The sequence below is a fragment of the Dyadobacter sp. HNCC25DJ184 genome (genome assembly GCF_056895215.1).
Window position 1 is genome coordinate 236644 of sequence record NZ_JBXHAQ010000010.1, and the last position, 18067, is coordinate 254710.

Below are 18067 nucleotides of genomic sequence, written 5' to 3' on the forward strand. Positions count from 1 at the left end.
TTACAAATTGTTCCTGTTTGTCCTCGTAAGGAATTGTAAAATGCTTATAGTTAATTAAATAAGATTGAATTGACGATCATAAAAAAATCCCCGGCCATTCACATGGCGGGGACTCACTTTTAAATTAAGAGTGGATTATATTAATCTCCTTTTGAGGATTACATCAGTCTCTTTTTTCGATAGAAGAATCCGTATATAATGGGGAATATCATCAGTGTCAATACCGTTGCGGTGATCAAACCTCCGATTACTACGATGGCCAACGGTTTCTGCGTTTCTGATCCAATACCGGTCGATGTGGCTGCCGGAAGCAAACCGATCGCAGCCATTAGTGCAGTCATGATTACTGGTCGGATTCGGGATTTTACACCCTCTCGAATTGCCTCATCGAGATGCATATGAGAGGCGAGGTTCTTATTGAAGACCGAAATCAGGATCACTCCGTTCTGGACACAGAGCCCGAAGAGCGCGATGAAACCCACGCCTGCCGAGATCCCGAAATTCATATGGGTGATATGGAGGGCAAGAATTCCTCCGATCAGCGCGAAAGGCACATTGATCAAAACCAAACCGGCGTCTTTGGCATTACTGAACATGATAAAGAGCAATATGAAAATCCCGATGAGGCTGATAGGTACAACTTGCCCCAAACGTGCCGTTGCCCGCACCTGATTTTCAAACTCTCCTGACCAGCTCACCGAATATCCTTTTGGAAGTGATTTCAGCAATGGCTTCACTTTCTGCTGCGCTTCTGCTATGGTACTTCCCAAATCTCTTTCTCTTACTGAGAATTTCACTCCGATAAAGCGCTTGTTATTATCCCGATATACGAAGGCTGGTCCTGTGATTGTCTGTATAGTTGAGATTTCACTCAATGGTATCTTGCCGCCCGTCAGCGTCGGAACCATCAGATGCTGAATGTCGGTGACGTCGCGACGATATTGCTGTTGATAACGTAAACGGATATCAAATTTACGTTCACCCTCATACAAAATGGAAGCCGTTTTTCCGCCAATTGCCATTTCGATAACCGCCTGAACGTCTGCGGTACTTACGCCATATTGTGCCATTTTGTGATCATGCAAAATCACGCGGATTTCAGGCTGGCCGATGTTTCGGAGGATCCCGACATCCTTAATTCCGGGGACGTTTTTGATGGCCTCCAACACCTGATTGGCTTTGTCGTTCAATGTCTCCAGATCGTCTCCGAAAATCTTAACCGCGTTACTGGCATTCATACCTGCCACAGCCTCTGCCACATTGTCGATAATGGGTTGGGAATAGTTATAGTTGATCCCCTGAAACTGTTTCAGCTTTTTGTCCATTTCGTCAATCAGCTGATCCTGGGTGATTTTGCGTTTCCATTCATCCTTTGGCTTCAGGTTGACCTGCATCTGAACATAATAGAAACCGGATGGGTCCGTACCGTCGTTGGAACGTCCGGTTTGCGATAATACCCCGTTTACTTCCGGAAACTCATTCAGCTTTGCCCGAAGTACTTTCACCATTTTTACGGTTTCAGTGAGAGAGGTACTCATCGGCATTTTAGCTTCCACCCATAGCGCCCCTTCGTTTAGAGTTGGAAGGAATTCTGTACCTAGAAGTTTTGCGGAAAATAATGACGTTACGAGGAATATGGTCGCCAATAATACGCTCAGTTTCTTACGTTTATAACACCACTCGAAGCCGCGGATGACAGTATTATCAAAAAACCGGACAATCGGATTGCTCTTTTCCCTCACATTTTTACTCAATAAAAAGGAGCAGAGAACCGGCACGAGCGTCAATGTATAGAACAACGCTCCAAGTAGGGCAAAACCCAAAGTATATGCCAGAGGGGTAAACATTTTACCTTCCACTTTCTGAAAACTGAAAATCGGAATCAGGGCTGTGATAATGATCAATTTGGAGAAGAATATTGCTTTTCCAAGCTCTCCGCCTGTCTTTTTGATCAATCCGAGCTTACTTAGCTTGTTGAACCGATCCATTCCATTCTTATGTGCAAGGTGATCGAGTGCCACAAATATCCCCTCGACCATCACGACGGCACCGTCAATGATAATCCCGAAGTCTATCGCCCCCATCGATAGCAGATTGGCAGACATACCTTTCAGTTTAAGGCACATAAAGGCGAAAAGTAATGCCAATGGAATGATAATGGAAACGATAACGGTAGTCCTCCAGTCGGCCATAAAGAGAAAAACGATAACCGTTACAAGGACAATACCTTCAATCAGGTTGTGTTTTACAGTATGCGCGCAAAACTCGATCAGATTGTCACGATCATAGAAAGTGACCATTTTGACGTCCGGAGGCAGAACTTTTGTATTCAGTTCTTCGATTTTGTCTTTGATACGGGCCAATACTTCGCTCGGATTTTCACCTTTTCGCTGAACTACGATCCCCTCCACAACATCATCATTTCCGTCTAGTCCAACCTGTCCTACGCGAGGCATGTCTGACTCTTTTACCTCGGCTACGTCACGCACCAGTACGGGATTGTCCTTTACATATTCGACAATAATATTCTCGATATCAGGAATTGAGTTTAATAGCCCGATCCCGCGAACCACGTATGCTTGTCCGTTTTTCTCAATCACATCCCCACCAACGTTGACATTACTTTTCGTAACGGCCTGATATACCTCCAACGGTGTGATATTATACTTTGCGAGCTTTGTCGGGTTTACCTGTACCTCATATATTTTGTCGCGACCACCAAAAGCAACCACATCGGCTACACCGGGTATACTTCTTAATTGTCTGTCAATGACCCAATTGTGGATCGTCAGCAGCTCACGGCTATCGCGGTCTTTGCTTTTAAGTGTAAACCTGAATATCTCTCCGGTTGGTCCATACGGCGGCTGCACGTCGGGCTCCACACCTTCCGGCAACGATATATTCCGGAGCTGATTATTGACCTGTTGCCTGGCGAAGAAATCTTCAACGCCGTCATCAAAAATGATTTTGATGATACTCAAACCAAACATGGTAGTACTCCGCACGTTGGATTTTTGCTGAACCGAGTTCATCGCTACCTCAATCGGCACCGTTACGAACCGTTCTATTTCTTCCGCACTGCGCCCATCCCATTGGGTTACAATGATGATTTGGGTATTGGTTACGTCTGGAAATGCTTCCAGCGGCGTATTTTGATAACTGATCACCCCGGCAACAATGAGCAGCCCCGTGATGAAGAATATGAAGAAGCGGTTTTTCAAAGAAAAGCCAACAATCCCCCTTATGAATTTATTCATCCTGTTTTAATTTTGAATGAGAAAATGAGTGAATGAGCCGGGGTCGCGATCGACGAATGAGTGAATAATGGAAAAAGCCGGGATTACAGATAACAAACAATTGAATTAGCAAACTAGTGAATGCCGGGGCGTCTGAGATGATCGACAATAATCACTCATTCGAAATTCAATCATTTGTATGATCATTAATCATTAAGCGCATCGTATACAAGTAGTTGATTTTTTGAAATCACCGTTTCTCCATCTTTCAGGCCGCTCTTGATATAGGTGCGGTTTGAAAGGGAGCGATATACTTCCACAGGCCGCGTTTCGATATTGGTACGGCTGTGGAATATCATGACGTAATTCTTGCTTCTGTCAAATATGATCGCCTGTGACGGAATTGCCTGCATTGATTCACTTTCCGCGAAATTCAGGGAAACGGTCGCGTGCATTTCAGGTTTCAGTTTAAACCCGACATTCTGAAGTTGAATACGAATTTGCATGGCACGGGTTTCAGGATCCAGCACATTATATATCTTGTCAACTTTTCCCTTAAAAATTTCATCCGGAAAGCTAATCGTCTGAACACTGGCTTCCATTCCCAGCCTGATTTTCGGAATATCGCTTTCGTTTACATTGGCCATAACCCACACATCGGCAATTTGACCGATGGTAAACAGATTTTCGGAGTTATCGGAACGCAGCTGCATGCCACGGTTTACGTTTTTGTCAATCACAAATCCACTGATGGGAGAGCGAACGGTATATGTTGTCGAATTTCCCAATCCATATATAGTTGAAATCTCTTTCACACGGTCCAGTTCCGCTTGTGCTTTGTCGACCAATTTGCTTGCCGTAATTACGTCACGCTCAGGTACTAACTTGCTTTCAAACAGATCTTGCGTTGAAGTCAGATTCTTTTGTGCTATTAGTAAATCCGATTGCGCCTGAATTTTTTGCCGTTCAATATCTGCCACTTCACCGGAGCGGATGGTCGCCAGCGTTTCCCCTTTTTTTACATTATCGCCTAACTCGACATTTACATTTTCGACATTTCCACCCACAAGCGGATATATCTTGATGACTTTATTTTCGTCAGGAACCACCTTTCCGACCAGCGTCAGTTCGTTCCGGACAGCCTCGGTTTTCACGGTGTCGAGTGTTATACGGTGCATCATCGTGTCTGACAGCATAAAGGCCTTGGCCTCATCGTCGTCGGACACTTTTTTGTTGTCGCAGCAAACAAGGCCGATGCTTACAACGCTGAGAAGGATAAATTGGACGGGGATATTTTTCATTTTATTGGATTTTAAAATTGGGCCTTGTCGGATTGATATGGGCAAAGTGGTTTCTTGATATTAGTTAAATAGCTCTTCTCCAACGAGATAGTTGAGTTCTTCATAAACTTTTATCCTATCCGCCTGTAGTCTGTTATACTCTCTGATGCTGTCGTTGTAAGTCTCGATGAAGTCGATAAACTCGAGTAAAGTGATATTCCGCTTCTGGAAGTTGTCATATATACCCTTGTTCAGCAATTCAAACTGGCCCGCGAATCGACCTTCAACCTGTTTTAATACGTCGTCAGCAATATTCACTTTTCGAACAGCGCCGTCCACTTCATTGATAATGGCTCTTTGCTTCGCATTTTCAGCCGTTTTGTAGTAACTGATCTGGCTTTTTGCACCTTTGATATTGCCCTGGTTTTTATTGAAAAGAGGTAAGTCCATCGAAGCATTGACCCCGAAATAGTTGCTTACATAGTTACTTGACTGGTCGTATATGGCTCCCAGCTGGAAGTCTGGAACAGCCAATGCCTTTTGCAACTGAAGGTTCAGTTCGGCTTGTTTGGTAGCCGAGTTAGCCGCTTTTAAATCCGCGCGGGCGGCAAGTGCTTTGTCTTCCAGCGAGGTAAGCGTCGTACTGTCAATTTTATAGTGAAGCAGATCCTCGGGTCGTACCTGTGGGATGACAGGCGTGTTGATTTGCAGAAGATTCCTGATATCTCTTTGATTGTCAGTTATTTCGAATAGAATATCGGCGCGATTGTTGTTCAGTTGAAACAGTAAAGCCTTCAAACGTACCACCTCTTTTAGGGATATGTTATTGCGATTATACTCTTTTTCGAATGCATTGACAGTGGTTTGAAGTGTCGCGATCTGATTGTCAAGCAGGGTGATAGTCTGGTTCAGGAAATAAGATTCGAAAAATATCTGACGAAGTTCGAACTTGAGATTTCTCATCAAATCATAGAACTCGAATTCGCTCATTCGGGATGCCTCCGCAGCGAGCGCAACTCTCTTGTTTCTTTTACCCGCAGTTAGAAACATTTGCTGCAGCGTCACTGCTTTTTGACCCTGCCTTCCAACATCCAGAAAACCTCGCGAAGGATTATAAGCACTGAATTCGATACCAAGATTCGGATTGTCCCACAATTTGGCCTGAGCTTCAGCTGCCTTGCTGACTTCTATCTGGTATTTTTCGGCGAGAAGTGAAAGGTTATTTGCCAGAAAAAGGCTGTCTGCATTTTGAACAGAAAGCCGGAGCGTGTCCTGGGCGTGAAGGCATAAAGAGGTGACTACTAAAAGTCCGGTTATTAGAAATCGCATAATTCTTTTGTTAGAACAGTGCGATATTCGCATCCCGGTATTACAGGAGCCTTAGAATAAGGTTAGAAAAAAATTAGAATGAAGAAATGAGGATTTTGAAGGCTTGTGAGATGTGAGGAGTTCGAATGTTTGGTCAATTTTTTTTCAGCTACTAAGTCGCAAAAAAACCAAGGCTAACGTGATAATTAATAATATTCGTCCTGACTTCGAGCCTTTGTGGCAATCAATAGCCTGATCTATCACGCCCTCTCTTACTGTCGCTAACGAAAAAGGAAATCAGACATGATCAAATTCGACTGTGAACTCACTCCCTTTGCCCAGTGTACTTGATGCCGTGATTTTTCCGTGATGCAGTTCAACAATACGCTGACATATGCTTAACCCTATGCCATATCCGGGCAAATCAGCGCTATGGGTCGCCCTGAAAAACGGATTAAAAATTTGAGCCAAATCACCTTCGCTGATTCCTATTCCATTATCGATGACCTTCACGACACAATGCTGGTCGTTTGTAGATATCAGCAGCCGAGCTGTCGAATCATCAGAATATTTGCACGCATTATCCATCAGATTGGCAAATACCCGAATCAGCAATTCTTCGTTTCCTTCTATCAAAGTATAATTTTCACTTTCCGGAATCGCCTCATAATCAATCGATATACAGTATTCTGGATGGGAAGATATCACTTCCTCCTGCGCCATAAACATTACATCTTCTATACGAACATGCGCGAACTTCATCCGCCCAAAATTCTCATATGAGCGCGCTAGAAAAAGAAGGTTATTGGTAATACTGATCAGTTTTTCGGTATCATAAAATAGGTTATTGAAAACTTCTTCCAGATTTGGGTCCGATTTGATAAAGCGCTGACCAAGTTGTATCTCTGACTTTAATGCCGCCAAAGGCGTTCGGAGCTCATGTGATGCATGAGAAACAAAGCTTTTTTGCTGCTCAAATGCCAGATTCAGACGTCCCAGTACATTGTTGAAATTAATGGCTAGTTGAGCGATTTCGTCTTTCCGGTTTCCTTCGTCCAGTTTTTGAGATAGATTTTGCGCTGTAATCAGAGAAACCTGTTCGTTGATACTCGTGATAGGCCTAAGGGAGTTCCCAGCGAAATAAATGCCCAAACCGACTGTGATGCCGATTCCAACAAAAAGCCCCCAGGCCAGGGTACTCACCAAATTGGTCTGTTTGCTTCTCCCGAATTTGTCATATGCAGATGCTAAAACAACTAACGGTTCTGCGCCTTCCTCATATAATAATCCAATCACTTCGCTATCGCCTTGCACAAGCTCGATTTCCTTCTTGCTTCGAATTTGACTGAGGAGATCCGTATGGTAATTAATCAACTTGTCGTCTACACTCGAATAAACCAGTTCGTTTTTAGTATTGAAAATCAGTACTTTCTCGTCCAGCATTTCGGTGAGGGTATTCTGATCAATCATTTTCAAAAGATCCTTGTCAATACCGTTAACCTTGACCAGCAAACGACATGTTGTCCGGGCTTTACTTTTAAGCCGATCGAAGAATTCCTCCTGCCGGAATCGGGCGGAGATACTATAGATCGCAGCGGAGAAAACAAGCAAAATGATGGCAACCAGCACCGTAAATTGAAGGGCAATACGATCTTTAATTTTCATTTGTTCACTTAGTCAGCGACTTGTTTTATTCTTCCTTCATGATATACCCCATTCCTGGCCGTGTATGTATAAGCTTTACAGGGAAGTCTTTATCAACTTTTTTACGTAAATAATTGATGTATACTTCCACAACGTTGGTGCCTGGGTCAAAGTTGAGATGCCACACATGTTCTGCTAAATCCATTTTGGATACGACTCTTCCTCTGTGTGTCAGGAAATATTCAAGCAAAGCGAATTCTTTTGCTGTAAGCTCAATAGATTTTCCCGCTCTCGTCACCTGCTTTGTACCCAGATCAAGCTCCAGATCTGCAATGCGTAAAGTTTGGCTGGGTGTCTCGGGGTTTAATAGATCTGATACCCTCAATGCCGCATTTATACGAGCCAGTAACTCTCTGAAATCGAATGGTTTAACAATGTAATCGTTAGCTCCTTTCTCCAGTCCCTCCACCTTGTCTTCAATTTCCCCATATGCTGTCAACATGATGATCGGAATAGAAGGCTTATAAATTCTGATCTGCTGACAGACTTCATATCCCCTCATGCCAGGCAAGTTTACATCGAGCAATATCAAATCGAATCTCTTCTCAAGTGCAAGCTGTTTCCCGGTAATACCGTCGTAAGCCACCTCTGCTTCAAAATTTTCGGACGCAAGTCCGCGAAAGATGTTCTGAGCAATCCGGCGGTCATCTTCTACAATCAGTATTTTTTTCATGAGCTTTTGGTTATTAGCGGTGAGGTGTTAGTGTTGAAAGTAAAAAGTTGATGTTCAGCTGTGTAAATTGAAAGAAAATATATTGTAGCAGTAAAAGGTTGTCAGCCAGTGATTTACCCCTAGAAGCTAAAAGCTAAAGAATTGCCAGTGCCTGTTCTAAATCGGCAATGAGGTAATCCGTATCTTCCAGCCCGATATACACTCTTGCAAGGCGGTGTGATGGGTCTTGTGCATCAAAAGCTTCAGGTCCTATTCCTGCTGCCTGGGGCAATATCAGCGATTCATGCCCACCCCAGGAGACCGCAACCAAAAAATGTTGAAGCTGATAAGTAAATTTCTCTATCAATTCATAAGAACCAGCTTTTAGAACAATCGAAAAAAGGCCGCCAGCGCCGCTCATTTGACGTTTGGCCAATTCAAGTTGCGGATAGTCCTCATCATCCGGAAAAATGATGCTCTCAACTTTCGGATGAGTTTTCAGATAAGCTACAATTTTTTTAGTCGAATCGCTAATATGTTTCAGTCGTAGTGGTAGGGTGCGTAAACCTCTCAGAATTAGCCATGCATTGAACGGCGATATACCTGATCCATTGTTCAAAAGTTGCTCATTGAAAATTTTGTTTAGCATCACTTTGGAGCCAGTCAATACGCCGGCTATGGTATCGCTGTGCCCGCCAAGGTATTTGGTAGCCGACTGCAGACAAAGGTCAATCCCCAGAGCATGAGGCCTTTGGTATAGGGGAGTGCAATAGCTATTGTCTACAATGGTAGTAATATTATGCTTTTTCGCCAGGGTTGCCACCGCTTCCAGATCTTGTATTTCAAAAGTCAGGGAATTGGGGGACTCCAGATATATCAAAGTTGTATTCGACTGTATCGCGCTTTCGAAATTCTCGATTTTCGTGCCGTCAATATAGGTAGTCGTCACACCAAATCGGGGAAGCATATTATCGAAAAGCCTTCTTGCCCAGGTATAAGGCCTTTGAACTGACACAATATGATCACCGCTTTTGACAGATGCTAACACCGCACCATATATGGCCGATGCACCGCTGTTTAATACCAAAGCATCTTCAGCATTATCCAGTGCTGCGAGTTTTTTACGCAATATTTCAATCGTCGGATTTCGTCCCCGTGAGTATAAATAGGCAGAGTCTTCGTCGTCAAACGCCTGTTTCAGCGACTTGAAATCGTTGAAAACAAAATTGCTTGTTTGGATAATTGGCGGTGCGACCGCGTTGTAATATAAACTTCTGTCTTCTGCTAACTCGTTTATAATGAACGAAATATCTTGTGTCAGATTTTCCAAAATTGAATATATATGAAGGCTACACTGGATTATTCTTCACTTTTGACTGGTGCCTGGAACACCAAACCTTTCTCTAAGGAGTGAAGTACTGCTTTATTACTGTGTTCAAAATAACAAATTTCAATGCCCAGATTTTCTATTTCTTTCAATGCAGTGCTTGTTGAGGTCTTGACTCTTCGTCTGGTTTTCCGAATATATACCGCTTTGATCCGCTCAGGGTATTCCTGACAGATTTGCGAATATAACTGAGGATCATGCTGCGTATCGTCGCCGAGCAAAATAAATTGCAACTCGGGATAAAAAGAAACGATATTATGGATTTTGCGAAGCTTATGGTCGTGCGTGCCCGAACCAGTGGTAATGAAATCGTCGAGACCTGACTTAATTCGTTTTAATTTCAATATGGCCTTTGGCAAACCATTCAATTGTGCAAAACGGACAATCATATCATATAGATTCCATTCGCTGCTGGAGACATAAAAAAAGATGTTGTTATTTGTATGAGGATGCTGAGTACTGGCGTATGACAAAAGCTGATAATGATTAACCACGTCATCAAACGGCTTCCGCGCCTGCACATTTCTTGATAGCAGTAAAAAAAGCTTTTTGAAGGATTTGCGACTATGTGAAATCAGAAAAGTGTCATCAATATCGGAGATAATTCCATATGAACTTTGATAGGGAATAAAAAATTCTTCCTCTTTAGTTACTTGAATTTGTTTACCATTTATATTGTGTTGAATACTAGATGAGTAGGTATGCCACCCACTTTCTAATTCGGCAGGTAACGGCACCTGAAAGCGGAAATAACCGTCATATTCGCTTTGAGTTTTGAAGGTGGTATTGCCGATATTTAGCGTTACAGTGATATTCGGTATAGTTTTTATAGAAAAAAGCTGAATTATTGTACGAGCATACCTGAAACCCTTACGATTGTATTTATGATCGCCACTCGGATACTTTTCAACCACATGACCAAAAACCACCAACTCTGTTTTATTCGCATAACCCCTGTATAATTTCAAATCGCAACCCGCCATAACGTCTCTTTATACTTCCCAATAAACACCCCAATTTATATAATATGTCAGCAGAAAGAAAGATTTTGTTAGTTGTTAACCCGATTTCGGGCGGTATTGAGAAGGAATTGATTTTAGAGACGGCGATTGAAATATCTAAAAATGACGGTTTTGATTTAAGAATTCACTACACGGACGGTGAAAATGATATTGAAGATATTCGGGCTTTGGTTGAGAATGTAAAGCCTGAACGGGTGATTGCAGCGGGAGGTGACGGCACCATTACGATGATCGCTGAGGCTATTCGGGGTTTAGATACGATTTTAGGTATTGTACCGGCCGGATCCGCAAATGGGCTTTCAGTGGACTTCGGCATACCTTCGTCCTTGCCCGAAGCGTTTGCGATTGCTATGGGAGAAAATAGTCAATTGATTGACGCCGTGTCTATTAATGATGAAATTAGTCTTCATCTTAGCGACATAGGGCTAAATGCCTTATTGATAAAAAATTACGAGAGCGGCGAGGGTAGGGGCAAGATTGGATATATGCGTGAGGTAATGAAAACGTTGAGCGAGCACCAAAACTTTGATGTGCGCATCACCACTTCAGAGGGTATTATAGAATCTAATGTACTCATCGTCATTATCGCCAATGCCCGAAAGTACGGAACGGGCGTAAGCATCAACCCAAATGGTAATATGTCGGATGGCTTTTTTGAACTGGTGATTGCTACAAAGCTGGATTTTATCGAAACAGCAAAGGTGCTGACAGGCGTAACGGATTATAACCCGGAAATCATGCAGGTGATATCGGTTAAAAGTGCGTTGATAGAATGCCTCGACAGGGACGTACACTTCCAGATTGATGGAGAGTACAAGGGAGAGTTGGGTTCTTTTCAGGTCAATATCATCCCGGAGTTCGTCCGGGTTGCTGTGCCTGCGCTAGCTTGATATTTCTTGTTCGGTAGTATTTTCGTTCTGATCGACAGTAATATTCGTTGAGTCAAGGGTTGTCGTGATATGGTCAGGGGTGCTAAGTCATTTAATTAGAAAAGTGGCGACCATCTTACGGAAAAAGATGGCGTTCGATATTCACCCAGGCAAATTATGATGTTTGAGTATAAGTATAAGATTATCAAAATGTCTTTGCTCTTAAAAGCTAAAAGCTAAAAGCTAAAAGCTAAAAGCTAAAAGCTAAAAGCTAAAAGCTAAAAGCTAAAAGCTAAAAGCTAAAAGCTAACCGTGAGACGGACCGAAGCTAAAACATTAACTGCCGACAAGTAATGAAAAAGATCTACATCGCCATTTTTTCACTTTTCATTTCTCATTCCATCACATTTGGCCAAAAACCGGAGCTGTGTCAGGGCGCTTATTTTACCGAAGCGCAGGGCAAGGAATTTTTGGACACCCATACATATGAGACAAAGGAGGCTTGGTCAACACGATCTGCGGAGATTAAAAAGCAAATTCTGGCGGGGATGGATTTGGAGACAATGCCGCCGAAATCCAACTCTAAACCAGTGATATGGGGCAAAATGGAGATGGACGGATATACTATCGAAAAGGTATATTTTGAAAGTATGCCAGGGATATATGTTACCGGTAATTTATATAAACCCACCAAAAAGCTAACATCTTACGCAGGGATCTTATGTCCGCACGGACACGGAGAAAACCCGCATGGAAGATTCCGCGAACAAACACAAAAACGCTGTGCAACACTTGCCCGTATGGGAGCAGTTGTATTCGTGTGGGATATGGTGGGTCAGGGCGACTCGCGGCAATGCGATCATACCATGGCGAAAGCACTTAAGTTGCAGACTATCAATGCGATTCGATCACTTGATTTTATTTCAAGTTTGCCCAATATCGATCTGAATCGTATAGCCGTTACCGGAGAATCGGGCGGTGGTACTCAAACCTTTTTATTAACTGCACTTGATCAGCGTGTTAAAGTCGCGGTTCCTGCGGTGATGGTTTCTGCGTATTTCTTCGGCGGATGTGTTTGTGAGAGTGGACTTCCGATTCATAAAAAAGGAGCATATCAAACCAATAATGTACAAATTGCTGCAATTGCTGCCCCACGACCTATGTTACTAATATCAGACGGTGGCGATTGGACTAAAAATACGCCTGAAGTGGAGTATCCGTATATCAAAGGTATATACAAGCTTTACGGCAAGGCTGAGAATGTCGAAAATGTACATTTACCTGACGAAAAGCATGATTATGGACCAAGCAAGCGCAAGGCTATGTATGTCTTCATGGCGAAAAAATTGGGTTTGGATTTAAGGGCTGTGTCTGATTCGAAAGGCGAAATTGACGAAAATCCTGCCAAAGTTTTGGAAGTTAAGCAATTGGAAGTTTTTGACGCTGCGCATCAGCGACCGGCAAACGCTGTTATTGGAGACGAGGCTGTACTTGGTCTTTTATAGTATTCACACACAGCCTGGTTTCGAATGATTATTTTGATTGTTTGTCTTGCCATTATTTTCATCGTTCTGAGCTCGACCGTTCTGAAGCTTCATCCTTTGGTTGGCTTGTTGCTGGCAGCGATAGGTGTCGGAATAGCCGCAGGAATGCCTGTAGACAAACTGGCAGAGACGATAGGGAAGGGGTTTGGCGAATTGATGGCCAAAATAGGCTTGATGGTTATTTTGGGCTGTGTTATTGGTTCGATATTGGATCAGTCGGGTGCGGCTATTAAAGTGGCAGATGTGATATTGAAACTTTTTGGAGCGAAAAGACCGGCTTTGGGAATGGCTGTAATTGGTGCTATTGTCGGTATACCTGTTTTTTGTGATTCCGGCTTCATTATCCTTCATAATCTCAATAAAATTGTTGCCAAAAGAACTGGTAAACCACTGGCAACCATTGCGCTGGCACTTTCCGGAGGATTATTCGCGACTCACACACTCGTTCCGCCGACCCCCGGACCGGTTTCTGCAGCAGGAAATTTGGGAATCGGCCATTCGATGGGTTTGGTAATTATTATAGGATTGGTCGTGTCAATCCCCAGTTTGTTTTTAGCGTCGTGGTTTGCAAATAAATATGGAGGTCAGATCAAAATTGAAGAAGAAGCACACGTACAAACTGACGATTTGGAAAGAGGCTTGCCTAATGCGTGGAAGGCGTTTATGCCTATTGTATTGCCCATCTTACTGATCACACTGGCGTCCGTTGCTCATATCATGGAGTTTCCTGCCGAAGTTGTTAAATGGATGACATTGTTGGGAAGTCCTTTGATTTCTTTTCTGCTGGCTATATTCTTCAGTTACAGTCTGTTTCCAACAGACAGTTTAAACAAGATGATAGGTTGCTTTAAAGACGGAATCAATCACTGCGGCACAACGCTGGTGCTGGTTGGAGCAGGAGGTGCTTTCGGAGCAATTTTGAAAGAAACTGAATTGAAGCATTTGGTAAGTGAATGGCTAACCACCAACCAACTATCGGGGGTTTCCTTATTGCTAATCGCTTTTTTGGTCGCGGCTTTTTTCAAAACTGCCCAGGGTTCTACTACTTCGGCGATGGTTCTGACGACGAGTATATTAGCCCCATTGCTGCCATCGATGGGTTTTGTCACCGGCACTCAAATAACATTAGTCGTGATGGCGGTGGGGAGCGGTGCGATGGTCGTTTCTCATTCCAATGATGCATGGTTTTGGGTCGTTTCACAATTTACCGGCATTCCCCCGCAGGATGCCTACAAATCCCATACAATACTGACTGGTTTACAAGGACTGGTAAGTATCATGACGACGATAGCGTTATATTTTGTGCTGGTGTGAATTATGGGGAACTGAACATTCCTTCGGCAAGACCAATATCTTTTTAACAATAACCTGCCCCTCAGTTTCAAACTGCATATTATATATTCCTGCCGAAAGATTCCTGGTATCGAAACGATGCTCATTTTTTCCTTTTTGAACTTCGATTGGAAATGTTTGGACCAGACGCCCAGATTGATTCAGCAGGGTTAAGTAAGATCTTTGGATCGTTTCTTTTTTTGTACATGAATACACTTGTGAAAGAATCAGAATTTCCGGTCAACTCACATGCGATGTACCAATTTACCTGAGAATCGCGATCAATATAAGGCCGGTACCCGGAAACCGGATCCAGAAATTGAGGTGAAAAGAGGCGATTCTCAAAATCGATCAAATGGTTTTTTATATAGTCGATTTGCGCCTGATTGATATCCTCCTCGTCGGATATTTGATGGCGATGCGATTGGCTTGCGGTGTTTGAAAATTGATATCTTCTTCCTCTCGGTAGGATTCGGTCTGGATAAGAGACCCTGCTGTAGCTTAGGCCAACCCGATTACTTATTTCGAATGCGAGCGAGTTTCTGATTAGGGTATTCTCCCTATAATTGGCCAGCAACACCCATTTCTTCTCCTTGGAGGGCATCCCCAGCAGGTTGGTTTTGGAGTCGAGTTTAATACGGTAAGGCTTTTTTGGGAAAAACCAGGTGGAGTTTCCGCGACCGCGAATTTCGATCGGACCTGAATATTTTCCGAGGGTACTTTCCGGGGCAATAACTGTAAGCGTTCCAGGAACGTAAACGTCTTTGCTGTCAATTTGCGCACCTGCGTCGGTAGTAATATAAATCGTAGGGATATCCGTCAACTGCATGAGTTGAGCCGTTGATATTTCAGCTACTAGTATAAGGGCGATCGTAATTATTGAAAGAAAAGTTTTCTCTCATGTCGCTGAAGTTTGGCCCATGCAGTTTTCATATCAGTTTTGCACGATGTTGGTAGAGGGGGAATTATACAATTACAAATAATATACCAATAAATTATTGAATTTCGGAGCTTGTCTTATTAATGGGTAAAAAGAAAAGGATGGCGTTTGCACACCATCCTTTCATATAGATACTCGAATTTCTTGCTTTTCTTAAAGGCCTAAGTCTGCCAATACCTCAGAAACTTTAGCAGCAGCTTCTTTGAATTCAATTGCGGAGAAAACTTTCAAGCCAGATTCGTTAATGATTCTTGCACCTTCTTCGGCGTTTGTACCTTGTAGACGAACGATAATCGGAACAGGAATTTCTCCAATGGCTTTGTATGCTTCCACAACACCAGCCGCAACACGGTCGCAACGAACGATACCACCGAAGATATTGATCAGGATCGCTTTTACGTTCGGATCTTTAAGAATAATACGGAAACCTGCTTCAACGGTACGAGCATTCGCGCCACCCCCAACATCCAGGAAGTTGGCGGGCTCACCACCAGAAAGCTTAATAAGGTCCATTGTAGCCATCGCAAGACCAGCACCGTTCACCATACATCCTACGTTACCATCCAGTTTTACGTAGTTCAGGTTATTTGCACCGGCTTCAACTTCCAAAGGATCTTCTTCGTTGGTATCACGCATTTCCGCAAGGTTCGGATGACGATATAATGCATTGTCGTCCAAATCGACTTTTGCATCGACAGCCAAAATTTTATTATCAGATGTTTTTAAAACCGGATTGATTTCAAACATCGAAGAGTCACTTTCTACATATGCCTTGTAAAGTGAGCCAATGAATTTTACCATTTCTTTGAAAGCATCGCCTTCCAATCCAAGAGCAAAAGCCACTTTACGAGCCTGAAATGGTTGAAGACCTACTTTAGGATCAATCCATTCCTTCATGATCTTCTCCGGAGTATGCTCTGCAACTTCTTCTATATCCATACCGCCTTCGGTGCTGGCCATGATCACGTTACAGTTTCTTGCACGGTCCAAGAGAATGGATATATAATATTCTTTCGGCTCCGACGGCCCTGGATAATATACATCCTCGGCAATCAACACTTTGTTTACACGTTTTCCTTCAGGGCCAGTCTGATGTGTTACCAGAACTTTGCCAAGAATGTTTTTTGAAATAGTACGAACATCCTCGATTGATTTTGCAAGCGCAACACCACGCTGCTCAGTTCCAACGATCTGACCTTTTCCGCGTCCGCCGGCGTGAATCTGAGATTTAACCACATACCACTTAGTACCAGTTTGTTGGCTAAGCTCACGCGCCATTTCAACCGCCTTATCGGGAGTATCCGCTACGAGTCCTTCCTGGATCCGCACGCCATATTTTTTAAGAACGCTTTTGCCTTGATATTCGTGAATATTCATGAGTGTAAAAGTAAATTGGTATTTTCATGGCAAATTAAGGAATTAATCAAAACGGGGATACTTTTTTGCCCAATTATCTTTTCGATTCATGAAATTACTACGTGCCAGTGGCATCACACGAAACTACGGTTCATTGCAGGTTTTAAAGGGAATTGACTTTGAAGCGGAGGAAGCGGAAGTCGTTGCTATCGTCGGGCCATCGGGTGCAGGGAAGAGTACCTTTCTTCAGATATTGGGGACACTCGACAAACCGGATGGGGGAGACGTTTGGATTCAGGATACGAATCTTTCGAAAATAAAGGATAAAGAGCTCGCCAAGTTCAGGAATGAAAAGATCGGCTTCGTTTTTCAGTTTCATAATTTGCTTGCCGAGTTCACTGCACTCGAAAATGTCTGCATGCCGGGATACATTCAAAAGACAGCGAATGAAAAGGAAATTATAAAAAGGGGAACAGAACTTTTGGAATTATTAGGGCTCTCCGACAGGATTAAACATCTTCCGTCCCAGTTGTCAGGGGGTGAGCAGCAACGTGTGGCAGTTGCGCGTGCGTTACTGAACAAACCGTCGATAATATTAGCAGATGAACCCAGTGGAAATCTGGATTCTCAGAATGCACTTGATTTACATAAACTGTTTTTTAAACTCCGGGACGACTTCGGACATACATTTATCATTGTTACTCATAATGAAGAGCTCGCAGAGATGGCAGACCGGCGATTGGTTATGCAGGATGGGAGAATAATTTAATGACTGAAAAAAATAATTTAATTTTTTTTTACAATTCATGTGACTGTCTAGATACATCACCGTCATAATGGCGAAGTTTTTCATAACGTTGAGTAAAGTAGATAGCCGTCTGGATTTTCCGGACGGTTATTTTTTTGTCATCAGTTCATAATTTCCATTTTTTTAGAGATCTATCAAAGCCAAATCCTTTAACAGCTTAAATTATTTTCCTTTTACGATCTCATATTAATTGGATATAGTTTTTTAGCTGATAAGTTGATATGAAATGCCAGCTTCAACGAAAATGCCCTTCTGATGTGGTATTGCGCGCATTATCAATATATTAAGCAATCTGCATCTTCTCAATATCATCATTTTGTCAGACTTCAGGATGATTATACGTGCATTTTTTGCGCATTGGCATGTTTCCCTGCTGATCGTAGAGCATTGGTGAATTTGTATATGAAGCCGCGAAGTTATTAAGTTGATAGAATGGCTATGGGATTTCAGTTACCGAAATATATTCAGCCAATTAATACGCGATTGAAAACTTGTGGAAGTGACTTGTACTACCCACTATTGTAGAATTTGTAAGTATAAATGTATCAGAAAGTGAAGATTCCAATTTAAATAAACTCGTAAATATGGATTGTTTTTCGATAGAATCTAGCTTAAAAAATATGTGTAGA

At 42.7% G+C, this 18067-nt stretch carries 14 protein-coding genes; 4 read left to right on the forward strand and 10 right to left on the reverse strand.

Translation table 11 applies throughout. The features are described 5' to 3' along the window. Window positions 1–158: 158 nt before the first annotated feature. From AC1XUD_RS16770 to AC1XUD_RS16800, 7 genes are all read right to left on the reverse strand, one after another. Entirely contained in the window at window positions 159–3257 is a 3099-nt protein-coding gene (locus AC1XUD_RS16770; protein ID WP_483362182.1) for an efflux RND transporter permease subunit, read from the reverse strand. Between the two features lie 185 nt (window positions 3258–3442). Next, window positions 3443–4537 (reverse strand): efflux RND transporter periplasmic adaptor subunit, encoded by a 1095-nt coding sequence (locus AC1XUD_RS16775; RefSeq protein ID WP_483362183.1) that lies wholly within the window; start codon window positions 4535–4537, stop codon window positions 3443–3445. A 60-nt stretch (window positions 4538–4597) separates the two neighbouring features. Then, the gene (locus tag AC1XUD_RS16780) at window positions 4598–5845 is read right to left on the reverse strand and encodes a TolC family protein (protein ID WP_483362184.1); all 1248 of its coding nucleotides are present in this window, start codon (window positions 5843–5845) and stop codon (window positions 4598–4600) included. 276 nt (window positions 5846–6121) lie between these two features. After that, window positions 6122–7489, reverse strand: coding sequence for a sensor histidine kinase (locus AC1XUD_RS16785; protein WP_483362185.1), 1368 nt, complete (start codon window positions 7487–7489; stop codon window positions 6122–6124). Between the two features lie 25 nt (window positions 7490–7514). Beyond that, entirely contained in the window at window positions 7515–8201 is a 687-nt protein-coding gene (locus tag AC1XUD_RS16790; RefSeq protein ID WP_483362186.1) for a response regulator transcription factor, read from the reverse strand. 133 nt (window positions 8202–8334) lie between these two features. After that, the gene (locus AC1XUD_RS16795) at window positions 8335–9510 is read right to left on the reverse strand and encodes a trans-sulfuration enzyme family protein (protein WP_483362187.1); all 1176 of its coding nucleotides are present in this window, start codon (window positions 9508–9510) and stop codon (window positions 8335–8337) included. A 29-nt stretch (window positions 9511–9539) separates the two neighbouring features. Next, window positions 9540–10550, reverse strand: coding sequence for an App1 family protein (locus AC1XUD_RS16800; protein WP_483362188.1), 1011 nt, complete (start codon window positions 10548–10550; stop codon window positions 9540–9542). A 44-nt stretch (window positions 10551–10594) separates the two neighbouring features. Between AC1XUD_RS16800 and AC1XUD_RS16805 the strand changes: the two genes are divergently transcribed. The 3 genes from AC1XUD_RS16805 (at window position 10595) to AC1XUD_RS16815 (ending at window position 14316) form a co-directional block, all read left to right on the forward strand. Then, a complete protein-coding gene (locus tag AC1XUD_RS16805) occupies window positions 10595–11479 on the forward strand; it encodes a diacylglycerol/lipid kinase family protein (protein ID WP_483362189.1) in 885 nt (294 codons plus the stop codon). Window positions 11480–11811: 332 nt separating this feature from the next. Then, window positions 11812–12963, forward strand: coding sequence for an alpha/beta hydrolase family protein (locus AC1XUD_RS16810; RefSeq protein ID WP_483362190.1), 1152 nt, complete (start codon window positions 11812–11814; stop codon window positions 12961–12963). Window positions 12964–12987: 24 nt separating this feature from the next. Beyond that, complete coding sequence (locus tag AC1XUD_RS16815) at window positions 12988–14316, forward strand: GntP family permease (RefSeq protein ID WP_483362191.1); 1329 nt, start codon at window positions 12988–12990, stop codon at window positions 14314–14316. Here the strand turns inward: AC1XUD_RS16815 and AC1XUD_RS16820 are convergent. The 3 genes from AC1XUD_RS16820 to sucC all read right to left on the reverse strand — a co-directional run bounded on the left by AC1XUD_RS16820 (window position 14296) and on the right by sucC (window position 16651). Then, window positions 14296–14550, reverse strand: a complete 255-nt coding sequence (locus AC1XUD_RS16820) for a T9SS type A sorting domain-containing protein (RefSeq protein WP_483362192.1) — start codon at window positions 14548–14550, stop codon at window positions 14296–14298. The two genes, AC1XUD_RS16815 and AC1XUD_RS16820, sit on opposite strands and share 21 nt — an antisense overlap. Further along, the gene (locus AC1XUD_RS16825) at window positions 14438–15163 is read right to left on the reverse strand and encodes a CotH kinase family protein (protein WP_483362193.1); all 726 of its coding nucleotides are present in this window, start codon (window positions 15161–15163) and stop codon (window positions 14438–14440) included. The genes AC1XUD_RS16820 and AC1XUD_RS16825 overlap by 113 nt, the downstream gene beginning before the upstream one ends. A gap of 264 nt (window positions 15164–15427) precedes the next feature. Then, entirely contained in the window at window positions 15428–16651 is a 1224-nt protein-coding gene (gene sucC / locus AC1XUD_RS16830) for an ADP-forming succinate--CoA ligase subunit beta (protein ID WP_483362194.1), read from the reverse strand. 88 nt (window positions 16652–16739) lie between these two features. On the opposite strand from sucC, the gene AC1XUD_RS16835 reads away from it, so the two are divergent. Then, window positions 16740–17399, forward strand: coding sequence for an ABC transporter ATP-binding protein (locus AC1XUD_RS16835; protein WP_483362195.1), 660 nt, complete (start codon window positions 16740–16742; stop codon window positions 17397–17399). The last annotated feature ends 668 nt before the right edge of the window (window positions 17400–18067 follow it).

Coding starts and splice junctions, on each gene's coding strand:
- AC1XUD_RS16770 (WP_483362182.1), bottom strand. CDS start 3,257: ATGAATAAATTCATAAGGGGGATTGTTGGCTTTTCTTTGAAAAACCGC.
- AC1XUD_RS16775 (WP_483362183.1), bottom strand. CDS start 4,537: ATGAAAAATATCCCCGTCCAATTTATCCTTCTCAGCGTTGTAAGCATC.
- AC1XUD_RS16780 (WP_483362184.1), bottom strand. CDS start 5,845: ATGCGATTTCTAATAACCGGACTTTTAGTAGTCACCTCTTTATGCCTT.
- AC1XUD_RS16785 (WP_483362185.1), bottom strand. CDS start 7,489: ATGAAAATTAAAGATCGTATTGCCCTTCAATTTACGGTGCTGGTTGCC.
- AC1XUD_RS16790 (WP_483362186.1), bottom strand. CDS start 8,201: ATGAAAAAAATACTGATTGTAGAAGATGACCGCCGGATTGCTCAGAAC.
- AC1XUD_RS16800 (WP_483362188.1), bottom strand. CDS start 10,550: ATGGCGGGTTGCGATTTGAAATTATACAGGGGTTATGCGAATAAAACA.
- AC1XUD_RS16805 (WP_483362189.1), top strand. CDS start 10,595: ATGTCAGCAGAAAGAAAGATTTTGTTAGTTGTTAACCCGATTTCGGGC.
- AC1XUD_RS16810 (WP_483362190.1), top strand. CDS start 11,812: ATGAAAAAGATCTACATCGCCATTTTTTCACTTTTCATTTCTCATTCC.
- AC1XUD_RS16815 (WP_483362191.1), top strand. CDS start 12,988: ATGATTATTTTGATTGTTTGTCTTGCCATTATTTTCATCGTTCTGAGC.
- AC1XUD_RS16825 (WP_483362193.1), bottom strand. CDS start 15,163: ATGCAGTTGACGGATATCCCTACGATTTATATTACTACCGACGCAGGT.
- sucC (WP_483362194.1), bottom strand. CDS start 16,651: ATGAATATTCACGAATATCAAGGCAAAAGCGTTCTTAAAAAATATGGC.
- AC1XUD_RS16835 (WP_483362195.1), top strand. CDS start 16,740: ATGAAATTACTACGTGCCAGTGGCATCACACGAAACTACGGTTCATTG.